Here is a 23609-nt window from a genome sequence, read left to right on the forward strand (position 1 = left end):
TGGGCAGCTTCGAGGAAAGGAGCCAGTCGTATGAATATCATTGAGTTAACGGGAGTCACCAAAAGCTACGCTCGCGGGGAAGAAGAATTGCAAATTCTCAAGGGAATTACCCTGCACATTGCCAAAAGTGATTTCGTTGCTATTATCGGTCCCAGCGGATCTGGGAAATCCACGCTTATGAATACGATCGGATTGCTGGATATACCGACTTCAGGCACATACTCGCTGGATGGCGTTTCAACGGTGAAAATGTCCGACAACGGCTTAGCCGAGCTCAGAAATCGGAAAATCGGTTTTATTTTTCAACAGTTCAATCTGCTGCCCCGGCTATCCGCTATCGAAAATGTGGAATTGCCAATGATTTATGCAGGTATTCCTGCCAAACAACGCCGAGAGCAAGCCCAACGTATGCTGGAAAAGCTGGGAATGGGCCAGCGCGGACATCACAAGCCAAGTGAGCTTTCAGGGGGACAGCAGCAAAGGGTGGCGATTGCCAGAGCGCTGGCCATTTCACCATCGTTAATATTGGCTGACGAACCGACCGGAGCCTTGGACTCCAAAACAGGGATTGAAGTGTTGGAGTTAATTCAGGAGCTTAATCAGCAGGGCAACACGATTGTACTGATTACCCATGACAATCATATTGCCGATCATGCCAAACGTGTTGTCACGCTTCGAGACGGCGAAATCATCAAGGATGTTCGCAATCAGCCGATGCCGATTCCAAAATTGGAAGAGGCGGTGTCGAGATGAGACCTTGGGAGCTTTTTCAAATGGCGATGGCCACAGTTCGTTCCAATCCGCTCAGGACGGTTCTGACCATGCTTGGGGTTATTATTGGGGTTAGCTCCGTAATTACGCTGGTATCAATCGGACAGGGAACCTCCAAATCGATTGAGAAGCAATATGAGGGACTAGGAACGAACCTGCTTACGGTGAATCTGCTTGGCAATGGCCGCGCAACCCAACTGAAGTATGAAGAGATCATGGAGCTCGAAGGAACGGCGGGAATTAGCGGGATTGCCCCAACGATGACCAGAAACAGCACGAGTATCAAGTATGACCGCACGACGGAAACGTACAACGTGATAGGGACGAACGACCGTTATCTGAGCATGCAAAAAGGAGAAATGGGCAGCGGGCGTTTCCTGGCCGAAGCGGATTTGGATTATCGCAATCACGTGGCGGTCATTGGAAGCGAAGTGGCGACGAAATTTTTTGGCAAGGATGATCCTTTGAATGAGGAAATCAATGTCAACGGCTACATGTATACGATTATCGGTGTTTTGAAAAGCAAAGGTTCTAATACGAGCGGAACGTCGCTAGACAGTGCGGTTATTGTGCCGCTGCCAACAATGAGCAGAGATTTTAAATTAGGATCCATTCGCTCTGCGTATGTAGAAGCAGCAAGCGGGGACGAGGTCAGCAAGGTGCAGGCTGTTCTGGAGAGATATTTAGCAAGCAAATTCAAGAGTACGTCAGGTTATAACATTTTCAACTCATCCGAATTGATCAGCGCCAAACAAACGGCGTCAAGCACGCTAACGAATCAATTAGTTGCTGTAGCTGCGATATCCTTGCTGGTTGGCGGTATCGGAATTATGAATATTATGCTTGTAACCGTTAGTGAACGAACGCGGGAGATTGGGATTCGTAAATCCATCGGGGCCAAACGTCGAAATATTCTCTTGCAGTTCCTGGTGGAGGCTACGTTAATCAGCGGAATGGGCGGATTCATTGGCCTTGTTGTTGGGGTAGCGCTATCGCTAGCTTGGCCCTATATCAATCCAAGTCAGGAAACAAGTCTTTCCATTAATGTAGGCCTATACGCATTCTTATTCTCAGCATTAGTCGGTGTCATTTTCGGATTGTACCCGGCCAATAAAGCGTCCAAATTAAAGCCAATCGATGCTCTTCGTTACGATTAATTCATGATTGCTGAGTGATTTCTTGACTATTCTAAGCTATGGGAGGTAAACATCATGATTCGCAAATTAACAACACTTTCTTTGAAACATACGACCTTAGCCTTGTTATTGACTGGCAGCCTAGCCGCTGCCTCTTTACCTACAGGTATGGCTCAAGCAGCAGGGGAAGCCGTTTATATTTCTTCTGCCTCTTATTTTATAATCAGCCAAGCTGCGCTTTCGTCCTCATCCCTACAGTTCGCGGTTTCCTTACATAATGGGGACCAAAATGCGATCGACTTCAATCAATATGGCGTGCGCGTCACCGATACATCTGGGCATAGTTTTACAGCTAAATTGAGTGAAAAGAAGAGCGCCAGCGTTCTTCCCGGGCAGGATACGAGCTTCCGTTTCTACGCCAATTTGGCGGAAGGCGAATCCGCAGATCAGCTGAAGATCGACGTCTTCCGTTGGGATGCAGGGCAGGCAGATTTCATGAAACATCTGGGGCAACTGCCTGTAAGTTCTGCGATTGGAGAAGGTCAGGTGACCGTGCCGGAAGAGATTATTAATCTTCGTACACTCGACAGCACGTTAGCCAATGATGCTTCACTTGCTTTCCAATTAGGGCAGAGCGTTCGTGTTTCGGAGAATGGAAAATGGTATCTGTATACGCAAGTATCTGCGAAAAATTTAGGTTCCAGCAGCGTTAAACTGCCTGCCGCTCTTCAGTTCAGATTAGTAGATGCCAATGGCTTGAAATACGCTTCGACCTATGCAAATGGATCAAGTACAACGTTCCTTCCGAGTGAATCGGATACCTTAACGTTAAAAACGCCTATCTCGAAACAGATGGCGATGTCTGGTACATCGTTGGAATTTTATTACTTGAATCAAAGCGAAGATGTGACGCTGGGGAACATGAGCCTGAATGCATCCCTCCAAACAACAGCGCTAAATACGAAACAGGTGTATAGCGGACAGCAAGACGGAGAGCAAATGACAGTCCAAGCGAGTACGTCCCAGTACTCGACGCAAGCTGACGGCGTTCATGTGCAAACGGTTGTTACGTTAAGTAATGACGGTGAAGCGTCTGCGGCTATTCCATCCTTCATTGCGACTTACCAGGTTGGAGATTCCGGCACGGCTTTGTCTGCAGCGGATAATACGGCTCGCTCCGCATTTTTGGCTCCGAAAGAAACAACAACCTTTTACTTTAATGCGATTTTGCCGTCCGGCACGGATCCGAACGCGGCTCAGCTAGTCCTCTGGGAGAAGACATCGGGCACGACGGGCGCAGGTAATGGAGGCGGTACGAGTAGTGCGGGTAATACGAACAGCACGACTAGCACAAACAGTGCGAGCGGAGACACAACGTCAACTACGGCTGGAACGAACGAGACGTCCGATTCGACAACAGTTTCTACGGGTAGCGGAACTACAGGGCAGATGCCTGTAGCGGTGTTCCTGCTGAAAGGCGCGAGCGAAGCCAAAAACGGCTTTACAACAGCTGCAAGCTACTCGATCGGCAATAAGCTGACTTTAACGGATAATTCCATTGTGAATAAAAATGTGGATGTTTCGCTCGTCGAGCTGCATGCTCACGAGAATGATGATCTTGGCTACAAAACCGCCATCGCAAAATACAAAATCACAAATAACGGCTCAAACACGATTGCTTTGCCTGAGCTTCAAAATGAGCTGTTGGATAGCAATGGCAATTCGTACACGGGCACACGCCAAAGCTCTGTCACCACGCAGCTTACGCCGGGCAGCTCTTATGTGGTTAGCTATTCCTATCTGCTTCCGAATCGCAAAACAGCGGACGATGAAGCCTTTGCGCTGAACATCTATGATGATAAATCAGTGTCCGAAGGCAAAGTATCACTCGGAACGTATCAGGTTGCTCTACAGAAAGAGGATGAGGGCGACACGATTGATCTCTATCCGTTCTCATTGAAAGTGAATGATGAGTCAATTAGTTGGCTGTATAGCGGTGGTTCTTACTCTTATCAACTAAACCTTGATCTTGATATCACCCATGAGGATCAAGTCATTATAGACTCCAACTTCTCGACCATTGAGTTCGACATGGTGGATTCGCTTGGCCGCATCGTAGGCACTCAAACGTCCTCACTGGTCGGTACGGGTAAACTGACGAGTGGCAAGCAAAAAATTGTTGTCACTGGACTTAAAAACGAGCAAGTAGATTCGGGTGTCGTCGTCAATATGTACGAAGTTATTAATACCCCTAATGGGACAGCTAAACGTCTGATTAAGCAATTCCATTAAGATTTGCAGTATGCAGCCTGACGGGTCATAGACCTGTCAGGCTTTTACTTTTGATTGAATCTATCGTAGCTTTCGCTTACCATTACATGTACATTAGTCTTCAACAAAGTGAGGTGTTTCCTTCTGCTCAATCTCAATGCATTAGCCGGTCAGTTTACCGGGAGATTGATAACCGTCGTCGGCGTCTTCAAAGCGACTTTACCGATGCACAGTACCTTTCACCCTTACACAGCCGGACATCTCACACCTAGCTCGGGATTTGTGTTCATAAGTAGAGGAAACGGCTCGTTTATATGCAACGGTACAACGTATGATCTGCACCCGGGGAGGGTCATGCACGGCGGCAAACACATGACCATTAGCATGTCTACCCAGGATTCGGAGTTGGAGTACATTCTTGTCCGCTATCGCTTAGACGAAGTAGAGACGAGTTCTGACTCATCCAACACCTTTGTGACCGATGAACATTTTACGCTAGAACCAGGCGTTAATCCCAAAATAGCTGAATTATTGAACCAACTCTACGATTCGTTTTATACCCCGGGGAATATGGCTATGATTCGGACGGGCTTTCTGTTCCAAATGACGATTCATGAACTTTTCGCCACTTGTCTGAACAGATTAAACAGCAACAGCAAAGAGATGATTGAAGAGGCGAAAGCTTTCATTCATCATCACTACATGGAATCGCTGAGCCTGCAGAAGCTTGCCGAGCGTCACGGAACGAGCGCGAAGTCATTTTCTTATTATTTTAAAAAGTATACCGGCGTGTTTCCGATCGATTACGTGATTCAGCATCGCATGAAACGGGCACAGGAGCAGTTGAGCATCGGTTCTTGCACGATCAAACAGGTTGCTGAAAGCGTGGGCTATGAAGATCCGCTATATTTCAGCCGGTTGTACAAAAAGCACTATGGCTATGCGCCAAGCCAATCCCAGCGCAGCGATTTTAGTTAATAATCCATGCCTATTCTTCTTTTGTCCATTTTCATCTCAACCGCTCCTTTGATATAGTTAATTGGTAATGAAAATCATTATCAAGGAGATTGAGCGTATGTTTCAAATCAAAAAAGGTTGGATGCTCTCATTCAACATGCTGGTTATGTTTGTTCTACTTCTCGCGGGGTGCGGCAGTGTAGAGAAAACAACGAATAAGGAAGCTGCCCTAGCATCCAGTCCAGCAGCGATGGCAACAGCGACAGCTCCGTCTGTCAAGAAGGGGCCAGCCAAAATCGTAGTCACCTATTTTCCCTATGCGGATCACTTGTTTGCGCTTGGAAAAGCCGATGCGGTGGCAGGCGTTGTCAATCTGAAATCATTAGCAGATTTTCCTGTTTATGATTCCTTTTTGAAAGGCGGCAAAATAGAAGATCTGGGGGACAAAATCAACTTTGAGAAAATTATGGCGTTGAATCCTGATCTAATCATCGCTTCAGACGCCGACCAGAAAGATGTGGAACAACTGTCGAAGATAGCAAAAACCGTCACAGTAAAAGCTACACTGAACTGGCAGGAAACGATTCGTGGCGTGGCTGCAGCGGTTGGCGATGATGCGACAGCCGACACCTATATCACTCATTTTCTTGCCAAGCAAGATGAAGCAGCGAAAACGTTGGACCAAGCAGGCGTAAAAGGAAAAACGGCCTTGTTTATAATGCCATGGAAGAAATCATTTACCTATTGGAGCGGCTCAAGAATGTCGATTTATTATGAGAAGCTGGGTTTCAAACCATTTGAGGGTCTGAAAAATGTGGGTGATATTTCACTCGAAGGCATTAGCGAATTAAATCCGGAGTATATTTTTATCGGCAAAGATTACACGCATGGCAGTGAGATAACGCTGGAGGAACTGAATAACAATGCCGTGTGGGACTCTCTTTCTGCCGTTAAAAACAAGAAAATGTTCGTCGTTGACACGGAGATTCTCGGGCCACTCGCAATGGGGCAGTTCAAAGGGTTAGGGTACATGTCGAGTTTATTTCAATCTAAATAAAGCGTAGGCCGAAAACCAATCATACTTGATATGATTGGTTTTTATATATTAGGCTAGTAGTGTGAAAGAAAAATATGAAACCGACAGGAGCTAGTAGAAAATTATGAAACAAAACAAATATGATGATCGCAGCTTTTTTGAAAAATACAGCCAAATGGCACGCTCGACAGGTGGACTGGATGCGGCAGGAGAGTGGCCTGCACTTCGCGCGCTGCTGCCGGATCTTTCTGGCAAAGCCGTGCTTGATCTTGGCTGCGGATACGGCTGGCATTGCCGATATGCACGCGAGGAAGGGGCTCGCTTCGTTGTAGGCGTGGATCTTTCCGAGAAAATGCTGGAGCGTGCGCAAGAACTAACGGAGGATAAAGCCATCACGTATCGCAGACTTGCGATTGAAGACATCGACTTTTCAGCAGGTCAATTTGATGTGGTGATCTCATCACTGGCCATTCATTATGTGGAACATTTCGATGACCTCTGTCAGAAGGTTCATCATTGCCTTACCGAAGGGGGAAGCTTCATCCTGTCCGTCGAGCATCCGATGTTCACTTCACGTGCTGAACAAGATTGGTTTTATGGTCTACAAGGCGAACGCCTGCATTGGCCAGTCGACAATTATCAGGATGAGGGACTAAGACAAGCCAGATTTCTGGAAACAGACGTCGTGAAGTATCATCGAACGGTTGCCACTTATATGAATGCGTTGATCGATGTTGGATTCAGCATAACTAAGCTCTCTGAACCTCAACCAACGCAAGAAGCATTGGACAAGTATCCGGAGATGAAAGATGAAACTCGGCGTCCTATTTTCCTTTTGATTGCAGCAGAAAAACGCAACCATTAAGCTCATTTTCAATCCTTTCAAGCCCAACCGCATAATTTTCTTGATTGTTAGGCGAACTTGGTTATAATAAAGATGTAAGTTTATACATTAAACAAACTAAGTTTAACGAGGAGAAAATGGACATGAACAAGCCTGCACAGCCTAAGGAACCTTTAGTTACGCATATTTACACGGCTGATCCATCTGCCCACGTATTTGACGGCAAAATTTATATTTATCCTTCCCATGACCTAGACCACGATGGACCTTCTAATGATAATGGCGATCAATATGCGATGGAAGATTATCATATTCTCTCCATGGACGATTTTCATTCACCTTGTGTCGACCATGGCGAAGCATTGCACTTGAGAGATATTCCTTGGGCGAAGCAGCAATTATGGGCGCCAGACGCAGCGTATAAGAACAATACGTATTATCTCTTTTTCCCGGCTCGGGACAAAGAGGATATTTTCAGACTTGGTGTCGCTACAAGCTCAACGCCTGCAGGTCCTTTTACGGCTCAGGAAAATTATATCCCAGGCAGCTACAGTATTGATCCTGCCGTGTTCATCGACGAGGATAACAAAGCTTATATTTATTTTGGCGGGCTATGGGGTGGTCAGCTAGAGAAATGGCAGACAGGAACATTCCTTCCTGATGCTAAGGGACCGGCAGAGAATGAACCAGCCTTGGGGCCAAGAGTGGCTGTTTTAAGTGAGGATATGCTCACGTTCACGGACGAGCCGCAAGAAATCAAGATTGTGGACGAAGAAGGCAATCCAATCCTAGCAGGCGATGAGGACAGACGATATTTCGAAGGTCCATGGGTTCATAAATACAATGGATATTACTATCTTTCCTATTCAACGGGGACTACACATTGTCTTGTTTATGCAATGAGCGAACATCCTCAAGGGCCGTATGTGTTTAAAGGTACGATCCTTACGCCGGTAATCGGGTGGACAACCCATCATTCCATTGTTCAATTCCAAGATAAATGGTACTTATTTTATCATGACTGCTCCCTATCAGATGGTGTTAACCATAAACGCTGCGTCAAATATACGGAATTAACGTATAACGCGGATGGAACTATCCAAACGATTGACCCTTATAAATAAACAATTATTCCTATAGAACTGCTTCCTATGGTCTTATAAGACTTGAGGAGGCAGTTTTTTTCATGCATAGAATCCCGATTTTGGATAAAAATACATGGAAGGAAATCAATGGGGCGAAGAAAGCTGCAATCATCTAATGAGATGTACAGGGGGCGTATTCGGATGACGATTTGGCAATGGTATAGGCGTCGAACAAGACCGGGATCCCAAAGTCAACAGCCTTCAAAGATTTCAAATGTCGAAACACCCGCACATCAAACTTTGGAGAAATATGCTGAAGCTACCATAAGCCATAAACTCGATGACAGCTTGGACTTCGTTCAGGGTATACTTGGCGACAATGACGATTTTATCATGCGCCGTTTTTGCATATGTGACGAACATCCGGCAGCTGCTTTATATTTCGCTGATTTAATTGATAAACAACATTTAAATGATCATATATTAAAGCCTTTGATGCATACGACCGCGAAGGGATATCCGAAGGATGATAACCGTTCAATGAGAGATTATCTGTTGAACGATACCTTGTATTCATGTGAAGGCAGAACGGAAACTGAGCTGGATGAGATCATCCAAGCCATTGTAGAAGGGAAAACTGTCATCCTGGTCGATGGGCTGGCGGATGGTTTTGTTTTCAGCACCCGCCAAGTTGACAAGCGTTCGATCTCGCAGCCGGAGACAGAGCAGGTGATCAGGGGAGCCCGGGAAGGTTTTATCGAAATATTGGGGACCAACTTGGCGCTTCTACGCTATCGGCTCCCGACACCAGATTTGCGGATAAAAACCATACGGATTGGGCGAGTTACGAAATCCAAAGTAGCTCTTTGTTATATTAATGGCATTGTGAACCCTGAACTCGTTAAAGAGGTATTCAGACGTCTATCATTGATTGATATAGATGGCGTTCTTGATGCAGGTTATTTGGAGCAATTTATCGAGGATAATCACGTCTCGCCGTTTCCTCAAATTCAAAACACAGAAAGGCCAGATAAGGCTGTCGCCAATCTGCTGGAAGGCAGGGTGATTCTACTGGTGGACGGATCACCGTTTGCTCTTATTTTGCCAACAGTTTTCAGTCAATTTTACCAAACGGTGGAGGATTACTCGGAACGGTATCTCTTGGTCAGTTTCATACGTCTATCTCGCCTCGTTGCTCTGGTATTCTCACTGATTTTTCCATCGTTGTATGTAGCTCTAATCTCGTTTAATCCGGAGCTTATTCCAACGGAGTTCGCCGTCGCGGTGGCAGGGGGAAGAGCAGGGGTGCCATTCCCGTCGGTCATAGAAGTGTTAATCATGGAAATCTCCATGGAAGTTCTGAGGGAAGCGACGCTGCGGCTCCCCCAGCAGGTTGGCGGAGCACTATCCATCGTTGGCGTGCTTGTCGTTGGACAAGCGGCGGTAGCGGCAGGATTTATCTCACCGATTACAGTTGTTATCATTGCGTTAACGACGATCGGTTCATTTGCAACACCGGCCTATAATGCAGCGTTAGCTCTTAGATTGTTGCGATTCCCGCTTGTCATCTTGTCAGGAATTTTCGGTCTGTATGGCGTAATGATCGGATTAATTTTGATCGCGAACCATATGCTCTCTTTGCGTTCATTCGGCGTACCGTATTTGAGCCCGATAGTGCCTGGAAATTTCCAGGGGATGAAAGATACGCTGGCACGATTGCCCCTATGGTCGATGCCCAAAAGACCTGGGCTTTTACATACACCTAATGACACTCGTTTAAGCAAATTAACGAAAGAAATGAGTGACAAAGCACCAAATAATACGTTAGATCCATTGAAGGTTGGAGATAGGAGGAACGTAACCTATGGAGCATCCTCGCCAGATAACAGTGATTCAAGCAGCGATCATTCTGATTAGCACGATTATTGGGGTGGGGGTGCTCGCTCTCTCACTTTTTGCTGTCCGCGCAGCTGATTCCGGGGCACCGCTAGTTACTTTTCTCGGTTTAATGCTTGGAGTAGCGGGTCTTTGGCTTCTAACAAAGCTCGGAATGCGATTTCCTGATCAATCAATTATAGATTACAGCAAGGTTTTAATCGGCAAATGGACGGCAGGCGTATTCAGTGTATTAATTATTGTTTTTTTTGCTCTGATTACAGCGCTGGCAGCAAGGGAGTTCGGTGAAGTCGTTGTTACGTCCGTATTGATGAAAACACCGCTTGAAGTGACGGTGATCGTCATGCTGCTGCTCGCTGCTGTTTCCTCACGAGCGGATATTACCACGTTTACCTATTTCCACCATTTTTATTTCCCAGTTATTGTATTTCCTGGATTGTTAATTGTTGTACTGTCGCTGAAGAACGCGCATTTAGTCAATTTGCTCCCAATATGGGGGAATGAACCAAGCGGGATGTCTGCTGGCATCCTCACGATGGCAGCCTTATTTCAAGGCTCTTTCGTCATGACCATCGTCATACCTGCGATGCGCAGACCGGAGAAGGCCATGATTGCAGGCTATGTCGGGATGGGTATTTCAGGAGCTTTATATGTCCTTATCGTCATTGCGACGGTTGGCGTCTTCGGATCGGAGGAAATTAAAAAATTAGTGTGGCCAACCTTGGAATTAGCCAAAACAACTTCACTGCCTGCGAACATATTGGAGCGTTTGGATGGGGCTTTTCTTGCTGTATGGGTTACGGCGGTGTTTACGACATTACTATCGTCTTATTACTTAGCCATTTATTTTATCAGTCAGCTCTTGCGACTTAAGGATCACAAGATGTTCACTTTCTTTCTAGTTCCTTTTATATATGTGATGGCTATGTTTCCTCAAAATTTGCTGCAGATGTATGAAATCATTCAAGTTGTAGGACGTTGGGGATTAATCATCACAGTGGTGTATCCACTTGTCTTATATATAGTGGCATTGATTCGTAAGAAAAAAAGTCGGGGTGATCAACTTGTGGCAAAATCTGATTAAACAGATTCTTGTTGTCGTGTTGATGACCCCTTTGCTTACAGGCTGCTGGGATCGCCTTGAAATTGAAGATCGCGCGGTTGTATTAGCCATTGGTATCGATGAAGCAAAGCCGGGAGATGAGAAAGAAACCAGCAATGCGACACATCTTCTTAATCAGGAATCCTCAAACAAGGGACTTATTCGTGTCACCGTTCAAATTGCTGTACCAGGTCGCATTCCGCTCGGGACTGGAGGCGACACAGGGGGGCCAGCTGATCAAAAGCCTGTTTGGGTTTTGACCAGCGTAGGAAACACGATTGAAGATGGTTTAATGAACTTACAGCAGCAGCTCGCGGATCGGTTGTTCTATGGACATTTAAGAGTCATTGTGCTGTCGGAAACGGTTGCCAAAAAAGGGATTCAGAACGAAAATGACTTCTTTCGCCGTCAGCCTCAAGTCCGCAGAACGGTCTGGATGGTTGTTTCCAAAGGAGCCGCGGCAGACATTATGAATGCAACTCCGCAATTAGAGCGCGTTCCATCCTTATATTTGCTCGCCACCTTGGAGCATGCCAGAGAAATGGGTAAGCTGCCCAACATTTTCTTAGGTGTTTTTTTCAGTGCCAGTTCGGCTAAAGGTCAAGAAGGGACGGTTCCTTACTTGGAGTTAAAAAAGGAATCGAATATTGAACTTGCCGGAATGGCTTATTTTAAAAATGATAAAATGGTGGGCACTTCGACAGCTTTGCAAATTGGCCACTATATGGCCATAAAACAATTAAACCCCGGCGGTTACAGTATCCTTCAGGAAATGCCGAACTCTCATACAAACGTTATTTTCAAAACCACACATCGGAAATCGAAAATAACAACAACAATCAAAAATGGGAAAGTGTTTGCAACCATTAGATGCCAGGTCGAAGGGGACTTAACGGAAAAATCGGATGAGAAGGTACTCGTGACGAAAAATAATTTGATTCAGCTGGAAGAGAAAATAAAGAAAGACGCTGAAAAGGGATTTGAGACATTCATCCAGCAGACACAGGAAGATGGCAGTGACATTTTCGGCTTTGGAGAATTTGTACGCGCGACGCAGCCATCCTATTGGAACAAGGAAATAAAAACCAAGGAAAAGTGGGAGAGCAAATATAGAGAGATGAACGTTGATGTCTCGATGCACGTTAAGATTAGACGAATTGGAACGAAAACGAAGTAAGGAAGGATTCGGCTCATGATTACCTTTAATAATTACACGGTTTTGCTGCTGCTGATCTCCGGACTGCTCGTCTTGGTTTTCGATGTGAGAGTTTATAAGAAAGCAAACTTGCAGAGGGAGAAAAAAGGGGCTCTTTTTACCGGATGGTTCAATATATCGCTAGGGATTCTTTCCTATTTAGGCTACCTTGTTTATGAAAAATGGTTCTGGAAATAAGCGCGCACAGCTGTCTCGGTGTTATTCTTCAAAAGAGGGAAACAGGAGATATATGGAGAATATAGACATGCTGCACTTTGTACCAAAGCCGCAATTACGAGGAGGGGGAATTAGCAATGAAATACCGTCAACTAGGTGATACGGAACTTAGCATTAGTGAGGTTAGCTTTGGCACATGGGCCATCGGTGGGAGCTGGGGACTATCTAACGATGATGAAGCCATTAAAGGCTTGCACTTGGCTATGGAAGCAGGGGTTAACTTTTTTGATACAGCCGATGTTTATGGATCGGGGCATGCGGAAGAACTGCTAGCCAAAGCAACTAGAGGAAAAGAAGATGACATTTACATAGCAACAAAGTTTTGCCGTGCTGGAGATATTTATGATGCAAAAACGTATTCAGAGGAAACGGTTCGAGAGTATTGTGAAGCTAGCTTGAGAAGATTGAATCGGGAAAGAATCGATCTCTATCAAATTCACTGTCCACCGCTAGCCATTTTGAAGGATGGTCACGTTTTCGAAGTGCTGGACAAGCTCAAAGCGGAAGGCAAAATTCGTCATTATGGCGTTAGCGTTGAGACAGTGGAAGAAGGTTTGTTCGCGCTGAGTAAGCCAGGAGTCAAGGCGCTGCAAGTGATTTATAACCTGTTCCGGCAAAAACCGGCTGAAACTTTATTTCCGCAAGCGCAAGCTGCGGGGGTAGGGATTCTGGTCAGACTGCCGTTAGCCAGTGGCCTGCTGACCGGGAAATTCACAGAAACGAGCACATTTGCTGCGGATGATCACCGGAATTTCAATGCGGATGGTGCACAGTTCAACGTTGGCGAGACGTTTGCCGGGCTTCCATTTACTAAGGGAGTGGAGCTGGCAAGGGAACTGGCATGGATCGCAGAAGGCCGCGGCAACATGGCGCAAGCTTCTATGCGCTGGATTTTGGACAATCCGAATATTACCTGTGTAATACCAGGATTCAAAAACGAACGACAAGTCGCTGATAACCTTGGCACGGCGCAGGCGCCATCTTTTTCCGAGGAAGAAATGGCGCGACTTCAAACTTTTTATGAGGACAGGGTGAGAGACTACATTCGGGGGCCTTATTAGAAGATGATGTTTCTATGATTGATTTTTTTAAAGACTTTATATTAAATATCTTCTTGATTTTCTCTCCGCTTGTTGTTTATCCCTATTTGTACAAATTTCAAAGTCATAGCATGAAGTATCGGCTGTGGCTTTGCTTTTTTTTCACAGTAGCCATTGGGTTCGCGATGTCCATTCCGGTTAATTTGAATGGTTTGGTCTATGATTTTCGATCCATTCCACTGATTGTCGGATCCTTGTATGGCGGAATTTATGTGTCGATGTTTCTGTATGCGGCAATTATCGTAGTCCGTTATCTTCTCGGAAATCCAAATAATTTGATTTATTGCGTTTCGTTTATTCCAACCATTATTTTTATCATCTTGCTGCTAAAAAGATATAGCCAAATGCGTTTAGCACATAAAATGATTTCTGCCGTTATTGTGTGCGTAGCGGTTAAAATTGTTAGTTTTCTCATTTATTTAACGAGTATTGGTAAGCTGGAGCTTTTTACTGCCAATCTCATCTCCTCCTCCCAAACCTACATTCTACAGAGTGTGGTAATCGCCGTTTATATTTATCTAATCGAGTTTCAACAGAAGTACATTCATATGCAGGAAGACGCAGTCCATGGTGAGAAAATGAGGATTGTCAGCGAGATGGCGGCTTCGGTTGCCCATGAAATCAGAAATCCGCTTACGGCCGTAAGAGGGTTTATTCAACTCATGGGGGTACCTCATTTGGCCCCATCGAAGCTCCAATTTTATCAGCAAATCTCACTGGAAGAATTAGAGCGGGCACAAGTCATCATTAGCGACTACTTGGCCATCGCAAAGCCTGAACCTGAGAAAGACGAGCTGATCCTGATGAAGGATGAAGTGCAATATATTTCTCAGGTGTTATTAACGATTGCCAATTATAACGATGTCAAAATTGAAGTGATCTTGCAGGACGAACAAATGTTTATTCAAGGGGATCGGAATAAGCTTAGGCAGTCGCTGATCAATATTGGGAAAAATGCTATTGAGGCGATGTCGAAAAGCGGTGGTGTTTTGGAAATTGGGCTAAAAGAGCAGACCGATAAGATTATGATTACAATACGTGATAACGGAATTGGCATGACGAAGGAACAAATTAGCCGATTGGGTACGCCGTATTTTTCCACCAAAGAGAAAGGCACTGGCTTGGGTACAATGGTCTCATTCAGTCTTATTCGAGCAATGAAGGGGAAAATACATATTACCAGCGAAGTAGGCAAGGGGACGGAATTTGAAATATCATTCCCAGCAGTTCCGCGAGGATTGTGACAAAAGTTGAATAACAGTTACTTAAGGGGCTCGCCATTGGCAGCTCTTTTTTTGTTTATATTCACTTAAAAATTGTCCCGTATAGTTGATCGCAAGACAACATAGGAGGCGGACACGATGGCAAAAGAAAGCATACAAAGCCGGTTCATTAAAGCTGGATTACGATTCATACAAGTCAATGCCATATGGAAAAAGACAGGGGAAGCCCTTCGAAGCGAAGTAGAAAATAGGCAGCATAAAGAAAGTTATGAACCGCCTAAGAATATGCTTAAAAAGTATGATTGCCACAAATATGAGGCAAATGGTCATGCTTATTATGTCGTGAAGCCTTTGGAATCAGTGGCAGGAAACAAGCATATCTTCTATCTGCACGGCGGTGGCCATGTGCTTAAAATCACCTCGCTGCATTGGGAGTTTATTGCGTATTTAATTGATTCGTTACATTGTACGGTCACGGTTCCGATGTATCCTCTTGCGCCAGAGCATAGCCACAAGGAAGTTTTTGAGATGCTCGTCCCTCTGTATCGCCAAGTGTACGCGGATGTGGAGGAACGAGATATCGTCATGATGGGAGATTCGGCCGGTGGCGGGATGAGCTTGGCTTTGGCACAATTCCTGCGAGAGAAGGGGCTTAAACAACCAGGGAATATCATTATGATCTCCCCTTTGCTGGATATGACCTTCAGCCATCCCATGATAAAAATGATCGAGAAACAAGATCCGATCTCAGCTACGCCAGCGCTGCACGATATTGCCAAGTGGTATGCGGGCGAAGAAAATGTGAAACATTATTTGGTTAGTCCCATTTACGGGAATTTCCATGACTTGGGAAGGATCAGCGTGTATATCGGAACGCATGATATCTTATATCCTGATGCGAATAAATTCAGTAAACTCGCTGGCATGCAGGGTATTCCCATAAATTATTATGAATACCCTTCTATGCTTCATGTCTGGCCGTTATTTCCTTGTCCGGAAGCGAGGCAAGCACGGGAGCAGATGATGCATACGATTCGATCATCTTCATAATTTTTTAACAAATGTGCTTGACAGTTAAAACGATTTGGAATGATAATAAAAACGACTGAGTAGTCATTTTAAAGTGAGAATAGATGAGGAGGATATCAATGACTAAACACCATGATCAATTAGTTAAATATGCGTCTTTGGCCATACAACTGGGAGTTAATGTGCAGCCGGGACAAACACTAGTCATTTTTGCACCTCTTGTATCGGTGGATTTTGTACGTTTATTAGTCAAACGCGCCTACGAAATAGGGGCAAAGCTTGTCTATGTAGAATGGGCTGACAGTGAAATTACTCGCTTGAAATATGAATTGGCGCCATTTGAAGCGCTGCTTGAACACCCGATGTGGCAAGCCAAAGGTTATGAAGAACTAGCAAGCCAAAATGCCGCTTTCCTATATGTTTCTGCCAATAACCCGGATCTGATGAACGGCATTGATCCCAAACGGCTTCAAACCGCCAGCAAAACATCAAGCACGGCAACCCAAGGGTTAACGATGGCAAGATTGACAAACAAAGTCAGCTGGACGATCGTTGCTGTGCCAACACCAGCTTGGGCGGATAAAGTTTTTCCACTACTCCCGGAAGAGGAGCGGGTGGATGCATTATGGAGCGCCATTTTCCAAGCAACGCGGGTCCAGAAAGATGATCCGATCGAGGAATGGAGGAATCATGCCCTTACATTGCTAACCAAATCCGATTTGCTGAATGAGAAGCAATATAAGGCGCTTCATTACCGCGCGGAAGGTACGGACGTTACGGTTGAATTGCCTCAGGACCACTTATGGGTATCGGCCGGCAGTAATAATCAGCAGGGAGACCGCTTTATCGCAAATATGCCGACAGAAGAAGTGTTTACATCTCCCTTACGCACTGGTGTAAATGGTACCGTAAGAAGCACGAAGCCGCTAAGCTACAACGGTGTTCTTATCGAAAATTTCTCTCTGACTTTTGAAGGGGGAAGGATCGTTGATTTTGCAGCGGAAAAAGGCGAAGAGATGCTGCGCACTCTCGTTGAGATGGATGAAGGATCTCATTATTTGGGGGAGATTGCGCTTGTTCCGCATCGCTCGCCGATCTCGGATATGAATATCATTTTCTACAATACCTTGTATGATGAGAACGCCTCTTGTCATTTTGCCATCGGTCGGGGATTCCCGTTTTGCTTGAAAGACGGTGTGACGATGAGTGGAGAGGAGCTGCTGAAACGCGGCTTGAACGAAAGCTTGACGCATGTAGATTTTATGATGGGTTCAGCCGATATGGACATTGACGGGATTAAGATGAATGGCGAAGTTGAGCCGGTATTCCGCAAAGGGGACTGGGTCATTTAAAAGAAACGGAGGAGCAGCATGTCACCGAAAGTCACGCAAGCCTACAAGGAAGAGAAGAAGGCCGTCATTCTTGAGGGAGCGCTCCACTGTTTTACGGAAAAAGGCTTCCAGGCTACGACGATGGATGATATCGTTCGGCATTTGGGCATTAGCAAAGGCGCTATTTACAGCTATTTTGCCAGTAAAGAAGAAATGTATATTCAGATGGCAGATGATAAAATGAATGCTATGCTGGAGAACTCTACAGAAACCTTCAAGAGTATGCCTAGCGCAGCGGATCAAATCCGTTACATGTACAACCGGTTTCGCAGCCAATCGCTGGCAGAACTTCGCAAATGGATAGCCTTTCATTTGGAATTTATGCTGTATGCAGCACGCCAACCCCAGTTAACACAGCGATGGAATGAGTACGCGGACAAAGCCTTAGTGTTCATTAAGGAAATCATGGATGGCGGCAAGCTTACAGGTGAATTTCGCTCGGATTTGGATAGCGCGGCAGCTTCCCGGTTATTCTGGTCTATTCGGGATGGCCTCGCACTGCATTACATGTTAAGTGGCGAGGAAGCCGACTACAAGCGCACAATTGATGATATGGAGAGTATGATGTTCCGCTATATCTTGGGGTAATCCTTTGAAGGGGAGAGGTAGGCCATGTTTTTCAGAAGAATGAGCGAAATGTCCGCCGAAGATATGGTAGCGCTATGGAATAAAGGCTTCGAAGGGTATTATCTCAACAGTTCGCTGGACATGAGCAAATTCATGGCAAGAACCGTTCATGAAGGTCTCTCCTTGGAGCATTCGTTGGTATTGTTTGAAAATGAAGAGCCGATTGGTTTCGTCATGAACGGATTTCGCACCATTGAAGGGAAAAAGGTGGCGTGGAACGGTGGTACCGGAATTGTCCCTGATTATAGAGGTAAGGGATTCGGTAAACACTTAATGCTTAGAAATTTGCAATTATATCAAGAGCAGGATGTGGACATCGCCTTACTTGAAGCGCTTGTTCAAAATGAAGCTGCGATTAAACTTTACCAGAAAGTCGGCTACGAGATTACTGAACAACTTGTCTGTTTGCAGCATACGGGCGAGCTTAATGTTAACCTGCTGGAATCAAATTTCCCAGAAAGATATACGTTACGTAGGGGACATCCTGTTGAAGTTAATGCGGTGCCATTCAATAGGCCGATGTCTGCCTGGCAGACACAATGGCCTAGTATGAAAGGCGGCGAAAGCGTAATTGTAACGGCCTCTGAGGAAGTGGTAGGTTATGCGCTTTTCAAGCGAGTTTATGCAGAGAATGGCAGTTTGGCATCATTCGTCCTTTATCAATGTGAAGCACGTCCAGGACGCGAGGATGAAACGGAGATTCTGAAAGCGGCTTTAAGGGAAGTATACGCACCACTTACCTCTTCATGTACGCGATTAACGATGAATATCAGACATTCCAATGAAGGGTTAAATGAGTTGTTAGCTGGATTAGGCTTTACCTCTTTTGTCGATCAAGTACATATGCTGCACCATTTTTGAAATCTGCCGGCTTGGAACATGTGAACGTGACGTATGAGTTGGGCATGGGGCGCATATGAATCGTTATGAGCAGAAAACGATGAATGGAGGGGGTACCCCATGTCTTTTTTTGACAAAGTCAAACAAGGTGCAACGGATGCCGCGAAGAAAGCTCAGCAAACCGTTGAGCTGACGAAGCTTAAAGCGCAAGTCTCTTCCAAGGAGAAGGAGATAGAGAAATTTTATAATCTCATTGGAGAGTCCGTGTATGCCGCTTATATGTCGGGAGATATTGCCCGTGCCGGCGAGATTGTTGAGAGATTCAGCCTTGGCATCGACGCGGTTAAGCAAGAAATTGCCGTATTGGACCAAAAAATCATTGAACTGCGCAATGAGAAAGAATGCGTTTGTGGAAAAGTCGTTGTGGCCGACACGAAGTTTTGTTCATCTTGCGGCCATCAGTTTTGAGGAAAGCGGAGACAGTCTGTAGAGACTGTCTTTTTTGTTGCGGCTGTGGCAAAAAAACTGACGGAATAGCCCCTTCAGGCTTTTTAAGCTAGCTACTTCACCGGCCTTCCACCTTCCAGTCACATAAATGCACGATACAGCCAACTTCCTCCTCAGTAGCACACGACAAATTTCACGAAACCTAGCGAGAATTCCGCTATGGTGCTTTTAGAGGGAACTGTGGTCCACTATTTGAAGGTTATCAGGCTTTTTCCTTGGTGAGTGGGAACTACAGGCTCTTATTTGGTCTCCGCGATACGATTTTCGGGTGAAATCGGCGAAATAGAGGATCGTAGTTCCTCTAGCAGATGGAAGAGGTATTTTTTCGGTCAGACCCCCTAATTCCGGAGAGTTGTTAGCGAAAGTAACGTTGCTCTTAGAAATCCTTTGTTTCTTTCTTCTTTCCGTTCGTTTTCTTCTTTTAGACGGCTCGAATGTAGTCGGCTAACTGATCCGGGTGGGCACTTGCCCACTGCATGAATGCAGCTGGGGATCGTTTACCAAGGTTTTGGTGCATGCGTCGATTGTTATAGAAATTAACGTACGTTTCAATGGCGTCGTATGCTTCCTGGAATGTACCAAAAACCTCTTTCGTGAGTAAATCTCGCTCCAGTGTTGCGTGAAAAGATTCAATGTAGGCATTCATATTTGGCGTCTTTGGCGGTATTCGCTCATGCGTAATCTTCTCGTCCTCACAGAGCTCGCCGAATGCTTTGCTAACGAATTGCGGACCGTTGTCCGTGCGTATGATGGGCATTTCCTCAACATCTGTTAAACGTAAACGTAGGGCAGTTCTTACTGCTTGACAGACCTGCTTTGCGTCGCAGCTAGAGCCTAGATGGTAACCTACGATACTGCGGTCAAACACATCAATGATGCCCGCCATGTAAAAGAACTGGTCATAACCTGCCACATAGCCGTACTTAATGTCGAGCTGCCAGAGTTGGTTTGAACGTTTGATCGTGTGGTTACGAGCCAGTTTCCGTGGATAATGAATCTTCTTTCGCCGCTGCGGATGAAGGATGCCAAGCTTCTTGCATAGGCGGTACGTTTTCTTCTTGTTGATGACCAGATTGTGTTGGATACGCAAGCATTCATTCAGCATCAAGTAGCCATAGCTATGCTCTTCACCGGAAACGAGTTCCATCAGCCATTCTTCGATCTGCTCATCACTGACGGCTTCACCTGAGCGCGTAAAAGAGTAATTTGTCACGGGTCTACCACGAAGTACTGCGATTGTTTTCTTCGTCGTGGTTCGTTGCTCGGACTTTCTCCTGTCGTAGTACGTCGAAGAAGCGACTCCAGTAAGTTCTAGTATTGTAACTACCGCGTTTCCCTGCCCAATAAACGTTTGTGCAACGTGGAGTCGATCACTGAGGCAGGGCTCGTCTTTTTTACGAGCTCACGCAGAACTTCATTCTCAAGTTCCTTTTCCCCCAATGCCTTTAAAGCTCGATTGTATTTTTCTTCAAGCTCAGCCAATCTTTTGGAGTCGTTAATGCGTTCGTCGATCGTAGGTAAGGCGTCTGCACCAAATTCATCTTGAAACTCTTTTACCCAGTTTCGAATGGTCTTCGGTGAGACCTCATACTTCCTTGCAAGAACACCAACTTTAATCCCGGCTAAAGCTTCTTGCGCCACTTTGTTACGAACATCTTTGAATGCGTTGTTTCGTTGTCTCATTCCGTTCAGCCCCCTTTATTTAATAGTACCTCATTTCCCTAGGTACTCTCCAATACAATTAGGGGGCTAAACAGTTTTCAGGGGAATAGCGGACTGTAGTTCCCATAACATGCAGGGATATGCTGGGGCATAGGGAATTAATGTAAGCGGAATGCCATGCAAGCGACAAATAAAAGCAAAGGAGTCCTAAATGTCCGATTATGAATGGGATAGCAAAATTGAATATTTAAGAAATACAAGAGATTTGTACTACAACGATGACTATTTGGAGTTTTTAGTGAAGTCAGTTTGGAAGATCACTCAGCCAGTGAACGTCGTTGACTATGGTTGCGGGTACGGATATTTGGGGCTGAAGCTGTTACCGCTTTTGCCCGAGGGGTCCACATATACGGGGATTGACAAAGGAACAGAGCTAATTAACACAGCAAAGGAAATCTTTGCAAGGATGCCTTTTACAACAAATTTTATCGTAGCAGATGTTGAAACGTTAGCGATCGACAGAAAATATAATCTGGCCGTCTGCCACGCGTTATTATTGCATCTGTCAGACGCGAAGAAGTTACTCGACAAGATGATCAATTGCGTGAAGGATGAAGGGATGGTCATCTGCTTCGAGCCGCATTGGATTGCCAACATGTCTAACTACAGTGTGCAAAGTTACGATCAAAGCCAAGTGATCCCCTTGGGAATTTTACAAAAACTATTTGAGCAGGATACCAAAAATAACGGAAAAGACGGAAATATCGGGATAAAAATACCCGAATATCTAAGCGAATTAGGTTTAACAAACGTGCAGTGCAGACTAAGCGATAAAGTTAATTTTCTAGATCCGAATGCGGAGCCACAAAAGAGACAACGGCTGTACAACTCCTTGAGAGAGGAAGGGATTGGCGGTTTTCCAGGGGAAGAAAGCAAGTTTATACGCAATTTGATGAACCGAGGTCTAACTGAGAGCGAAGCGCAGAGCCAATACGAGGCGGAGTTATTATTTTCAAAAATGTTCAACGTGGATTCGGTACTAACATACGCTCCTAACATGAAAATTTCATTCGGTACGGTGAAACGATGAGCACAGAAAGCAAAATGCTTTTTAAAAAACCTGTAATCGTTGGGGCAATCGGCTGGTCTATCTTACTTCTGTCAATTTCTACTTGCTATCTTATTTGGTTATTTAGCCAATATGCGATCCTCTACTTCTGCGCATTTTTATTTGCAATTTTTCTCGTGGTTTGGACGGTAGTTTCTATTTTTGGTGTATTACAGAGTTTATTGGATTTCAAAGAATTAAATTTCTTGAAACCTTATCTCCATCCGGCCGAAATAAACAAGCAGAAAACACGGTTTGTGTTGGGACTGCTTGCAAATTTATTATTCATTCTATGCAACAGCATGTTGATTTTTTGTCTATACAAACTATGGCAAAAGGTTTTTCCGTAAAAGAGAATCCCAACCAAGCATGTCAGAATTGTGCCGAAAAACAAAAATAAGAATTCTCATCGTAACTATATTGACACAATGTAAGGGGATACATTAATATGTAAGCATGCTCAGGAAAACGTTTGGGCAAGAATTTGGATCACGGTTTTGGATAAAAAGGAGCTGTCACTATGCCTACACTTAAGGATATCGCTGATTTAGTGGGCGTTTCCATTTCAACAGCCTCGCGAGTGGTTAGAAATGATACAAGCAGGCATATAAATCCGGAGACGAGGGCCAAAGTTTGGGAGGCCGTTCGCCAGCTCGATTACACACCGAACGAGTCAGCACGCCATCTTGTGAATAAGCAGAAGACCGAGAAGAGACAGACTAAACAAATCGGCTGCATTATTCAAGCGGCACGACTCAATGACGATCATCCTTACTATTCGCCGATTATTACGGCTTTTACGAAAAAGATTTTGGAGTCAGGCTATTCATTAGCCTTCATTCATACTTCGGACGAGCTCGCGGATGATGCTTTGCTTCACCGTTGTATCCATGATATTCAAGTGGACGGCATCATCATCGTTGGCGAAGTCGGGCCGGCCATTCTGGATTATTTGCAAAAGGTAGAGGACCTAGCCTTAATTGGCATTTGTACGATTGGGACTGAGATTACGATGGTGGACTATGATCGTATCCACGCTGCCAAATCCGCTGTCGATCACCTCATTGCGCAGGGCCACCGTTCTATCGGATTTATCGGCGGGCCAGGACATACGGGAGAGCTCAACAGTGAAGAGAGGTTCCAAGGCTACAAATTCGCGATGTATGACGCCGGCATTCCCTTACATAAAGACTGGGTGATAGACACCCGTTGGGAAATTGACCGCAGTTACGAATACGTGAAAGAGCAATTGAAACGGACCGACGTGGAGCGCCCAACGGCAATCTTCTCAGCAAGCGATCAGTTGGCGATTCCGGCTATGCGCGCTGTGATCGAAAGTCAGCTGCGAATTCCGGAGGATATCGCCTTCATCTCGATGGATAATATTGATTTCGCGCAATACACGACGCCACCGCTATCTTCGGTGCATGTGCCGAAAGTGGAGATCGGTTTGACAGCGGCTGCAACCTTGTTGGATATGTTAAAAGGAGAGCAGCTGGCGCTATCCAAAGTACTGCTGCCACATAAAATTATTGTGAGAGAATCGTCCACATTTGCTAGAAGCTAATTTTTTTTATTACTCAGGATAACGT

General features: G+C 45.3%; 22 protein-coding genes. 20 read left to right on the top strand and 2 right to left on the bottom strand.

What is annotated here, in order from left to right; all coding sequences use genetic code 11:
• Positions 1–30 precede the first annotated feature (30 nt).
• The 18 genes from ACKTT9_RS16930 to ACKTT9_RS17015 all read left to right on the top strand — a co-directional run bounded on the left by ACKTT9_RS16930 (position 31) and on the right by ACKTT9_RS17015 (position 19208).
• A complete protein-coding gene (locus ACKTT9_RS16930) occupies positions 31–753 on the top strand; it encodes an ABC transporter ATP-binding protein (RefSeq protein WP_407872471.1) in 723 nt (240 codons plus the stop codon).
• Positions 750–1928 (top strand): ABC transporter permease, encoded by a 1179-nt coding sequence (locus ACKTT9_RS16935; RefSeq protein ID WP_407872472.1) that lies wholly within the window; start codon positions 750–752, stop codon positions 1926–1928. Before ACKTT9_RS16930 ends, ACKTT9_RS16935 begins: the two co-directional genes overlap by 4 nt.
• Before the next feature lie 54 nt (positions 1929–1982).
• A complete protein-coding gene (locus ACKTT9_RS16940) occupies positions 1983–4199 on the top strand; it encodes a hypothetical protein (protein WP_407872473.1) in 2217 nt (738 codons plus the stop codon).
• Between the two features lie 165 nt (positions 4200–4364).
• Positions 4365–5156: a helix-turn-helix domain-containing protein gene (locus ACKTT9_RS16945; RefSeq protein ID WP_407872474.1), complete on the top strand. Its 792-nt coding sequence runs from the start codon at positions 4365–4367 to the stop codon at positions 5154–5156.
• Positions 5157–5253: 97 nt separating this feature from the next.
• Entirely contained in the window at positions 5254–6192 is a 939-nt protein-coding gene (locus ACKTT9_RS16950) for an ABC transporter substrate-binding protein (RefSeq protein ID WP_407872475.1), read from the top strand.
• A gap of 103 nt (positions 6193–6295) precedes the next feature.
• The gene (locus ACKTT9_RS16955) at positions 6296–7036 is read left to right on the top strand and encodes a class I SAM-dependent methyltransferase (protein WP_407872476.1); all 741 of its coding nucleotides are present in this window, start codon (positions 6296–6298) and stop codon (positions 7034–7036) included.
• 122 nt (positions 7037–7158) lie between these two features.
• A complete protein-coding gene (locus ACKTT9_RS16960; protein WP_407872477.1) occupies positions 7159–8139 on the top strand; it encodes a glycoside hydrolase family 43 protein in 981 nt (326 codons plus the stop codon).
• Between the two features lie 162 nt (positions 8140–8301).
• A complete protein-coding gene (locus ACKTT9_RS16965) occupies positions 8302–10017 on the top strand; it encodes a spore germination protein (protein ID WP_407872478.1) in 1716 nt (571 codons plus the stop codon).
• Positions 9965–11080: an endospore germination permease gene (locus ACKTT9_RS16970; protein WP_407872479.1), complete on the top strand. Its 1116-nt coding sequence runs from the start codon at positions 9965–9967 to the stop codon at positions 11078–11080. Before ACKTT9_RS16965 ends, ACKTT9_RS16970 begins: the two co-directional genes overlap by 53 nt.
• Positions 11061–12275 (top strand): Ger(x)C family spore germination protein, encoded by a 1215-nt coding sequence (locus ACKTT9_RS16975; RefSeq protein ID WP_407872480.1) that lies wholly within the window; start codon positions 11061–11063, stop codon positions 12273–12275. The genes ACKTT9_RS16970 and ACKTT9_RS16975 overlap by 20 nt, the downstream gene beginning before the upstream one ends.
• A 15-nt stretch (positions 12276–12290) precedes the next feature.
• Complete coding sequence (locus ACKTT9_RS16980; protein WP_407872481.1) at positions 12291–12491, top strand: CLC_0170 family protein; 201 nt, start codon at positions 12291–12293, stop codon at positions 12489–12491.
• Between the two features lie 116 nt (positions 12492–12607).
• The gene (locus tag ACKTT9_RS16985) at positions 12608–13591 is read left to right on the top strand and encodes an aldo/keto reductase (RefSeq protein WP_407872482.1); all 984 of its coding nucleotides are present in this window, start codon (positions 12608–12610) and stop codon (positions 13589–13591) included.
• Positions 13592–13605: 14 nt separating this feature from the next.
• Positions 13606–14874: an ATP-binding protein gene (locus ACKTT9_RS16990; RefSeq protein ID WP_407872483.1), complete on the top strand. Its 1269-nt coding sequence runs from the start codon at positions 13606–13608 to the stop codon at positions 14872–14874.
• A 117-nt stretch (positions 14875–14991) separates the two neighbouring features.
• Positions 14992–15903, top strand: a complete 912-nt coding sequence (locus ACKTT9_RS16995; RefSeq protein ID WP_407872484.1) for an alpha/beta hydrolase fold domain-containing protein — start codon at positions 14992–14994, stop codon at positions 15901–15903.
• 98 nt (positions 15904–16001) lie between these two features.
• On the top strand, positions 16002–17234 hold the full coding sequence (locus ACKTT9_RS17000; protein ID WP_407872485.1) for an aminopeptidase: 1233 nt from the start codon (positions 16002–16004) through the stop codon (positions 17232–17234).
• Between the two features lie 18 nt (positions 17235–17252).
• Entirely contained in the window at positions 17253–17861 is a 609-nt protein-coding gene (locus ACKTT9_RS17005; RefSeq protein WP_407872486.1) for a TetR/AcrR family transcriptional regulator, read from the top strand.
• Positions 17862–17885: 24 nt separating this feature from the next.
• Positions 17886–18761, top strand: coding sequence for a GNAT family N-acetyltransferase (locus ACKTT9_RS17010; RefSeq protein ID WP_407872487.1), 876 nt, complete (start codon positions 17886–17888; stop codon positions 18759–18761).
• 99 nt (positions 18762–18860) lie between these two features.
• Entirely contained in the window at positions 18861–19208 is a 348-nt protein-coding gene (locus ACKTT9_RS17015; protein WP_127456012.1) for a hypothetical protein, read from the top strand.
• Positions 19209–19668: 460 nt separating this feature from the next.
• Here the strand turns inward: ACKTT9_RS17015 and ACKTT9_RS17020 are convergent, their stop codons facing one another.
• Both ACKTT9_RS17020 and ACKTT9_RS17025 read right to left on the bottom strand, forming a co-directional pair.
• Positions 19669–20592 (bottom strand): IS3 family transposase, encoded by a 924-nt coding sequence (locus ACKTT9_RS17020; RefSeq protein WP_407873054.1) that lies wholly within the window; start codon positions 20590–20592, stop codon positions 19669–19671.
• Entirely contained in the window at positions 20571–20930 is a 360-nt protein-coding gene (locus tag ACKTT9_RS17025; protein ID WP_407872488.1) for a transposase, read from the bottom strand. Before ACKTT9_RS17025 ends, ACKTT9_RS17020 begins: the two co-directional genes overlap by 22 nt.
• A gap of 190 nt (positions 20931–21120) precedes the next feature.
• Between ACKTT9_RS17025 and ACKTT9_RS17030 the strand changes: the two genes are divergently transcribed.
• Complete coding sequence (locus ACKTT9_RS17030; protein WP_407872489.1) at positions 21121–21999, top strand: methyltransferase domain-containing protein; 879 nt, start codon at positions 21121–21123, stop codon at positions 21997–21999.
• Between the two features lie 538 nt (positions 22000–22537).
• Positions 22538–23584, top strand: coding sequence for a LacI family DNA-binding transcriptional regulator (locus ACKTT9_RS17035; RefSeq protein ID WP_157326517.1), 1047 nt, complete (start codon positions 22538–22540; stop codon positions 23582–23584).
• Positions 23585–23609: the final 25 nt, after the last annotated feature.

The sequence above is a fragment of the Paenibacillus sp. P36 genome (genome assembly GCF_045866505.1).
In the GTDB taxonomy this organism is placed as follows: domain Bacteria; phylum Bacillota; class Bacilli; order Paenibacillales; family NBRC-103111; genus Paenibacillus_E; species Paenibacillus_E chondroitinus.

Coding starts and splice junctions, on each gene's coding strand:
- ACKTT9_RS17005 (WP_407872486.1), top strand. CDS start 17,253: ATGTCACCGAAAGTCACGCAAGCCTACAAGGAAGAGAAGAAGGCCGTC.
- ACKTT9_RS16995 (WP_407872484.1), top strand. CDS start 14,992: ATGGCAAAAGAAAGCATACAAAGCCGGTTCATTAAAGCTGGATTACGA.
- ACKTT9_RS17035 (WP_157326517.1), top strand. CDS start 22,538: ATGCCTACACTTAAGGATATCGCTGATTTAGTGGGCGTTTCCATTTCA.
- ACKTT9_RS16930 (WP_407872471.1), top strand. CDS start 31: ATGAATATCATTGAGTTAACGGGAGTCACCAAAAGCTACGCTCGCGGG.
- ACKTT9_RS17010 (WP_407872487.1), top strand. CDS start 17,886: ATGTTTTTCAGAAGAATGAGCGAAATGTCCGCCGAAGATATGGTAGCG.
- ACKTT9_RS16985 (WP_407872482.1), top strand. CDS start 12,608: ATGAAATACCGTCAACTAGGTGATACGGAACTTAGCATTAGTGAGGTT.
- ACKTT9_RS16940 (WP_407872473.1), top strand. CDS start 1,983: ATGATTCGCAAATTAACAACACTTTCTTTGAAACATACGACCTTAGCC.
- ACKTT9_RS17030 (WP_407872489.1), top strand. CDS start 21,121: ATGTCCGATTATGAATGGGATAGCAAAATTGAATATTTAAGAAATACA.
- ACKTT9_RS16950 (WP_407872475.1), top strand. CDS start 5,254: ATGTTTCAAATCAAAAAAGGTTGGATGCTCTCATTCAACATGCTGGTT.
- ACKTT9_RS16965 (WP_407872478.1), top strand. CDS start 8,302: ATGACGATTTGGCAATGGTATAGGCGTCGAACAAGACCGGGATCCCAA.
- ACKTT9_RS16980 (WP_407872481.1), top strand. CDS start 12,291: ATGATTACCTTTAATAATTACACGGTTTTGCTGCTGCTGATCTCCGGA.
- ACKTT9_RS16935 (WP_407872472.1), top strand. CDS start 750: ATGAGACCTTGGGAGCTTTTTCAAATGGCGATGGCCACAGTTCGTTCC.
- ACKTT9_RS17000 (WP_407872485.1), top strand. CDS start 16,002: ATGACTAAACACCATGATCAATTAGTTAAATATGCGTCTTTGGCCATA.
- ACKTT9_RS17015 (WP_127456012.1), top strand. CDS start 18,861: ATGTCTTTTTTTGACAAAGTCAAACAAGGTGCAACGGATGCCGCGAAG.
- ACKTT9_RS16990 (WP_407872483.1), top strand. CDS start 13,606: ATGATTGATTTTTTTAAAGACTTTATATTAAATATCTTCTTGATTTTC.
- ACKTT9_RS17025 (WP_407872488.1), bottom strand. CDS start 20,930: ATGAGACAACGAAACAACGCATTCAAAGATGTTCGTAACAAAGTGGCG.
- ACKTT9_RS16960 (WP_407872477.1), top strand. CDS start 7,159: ATGAACAAGCCTGCACAGCCTAAGGAACCTTTAGTTACGCATATTTAC.
- ACKTT9_RS16955 (WP_407872476.1), top strand. CDS start 6,296: ATGAAACAAAACAAATATGATGATCGCAGCTTTTTTGAAAAATACAGC.
- ACKTT9_RS16970 (WP_407872479.1), top strand. CDS start 9,965: ATGGAGCATCCTCGCCAGATAACAGTGATTCAAGCAGCGATCATTCTG.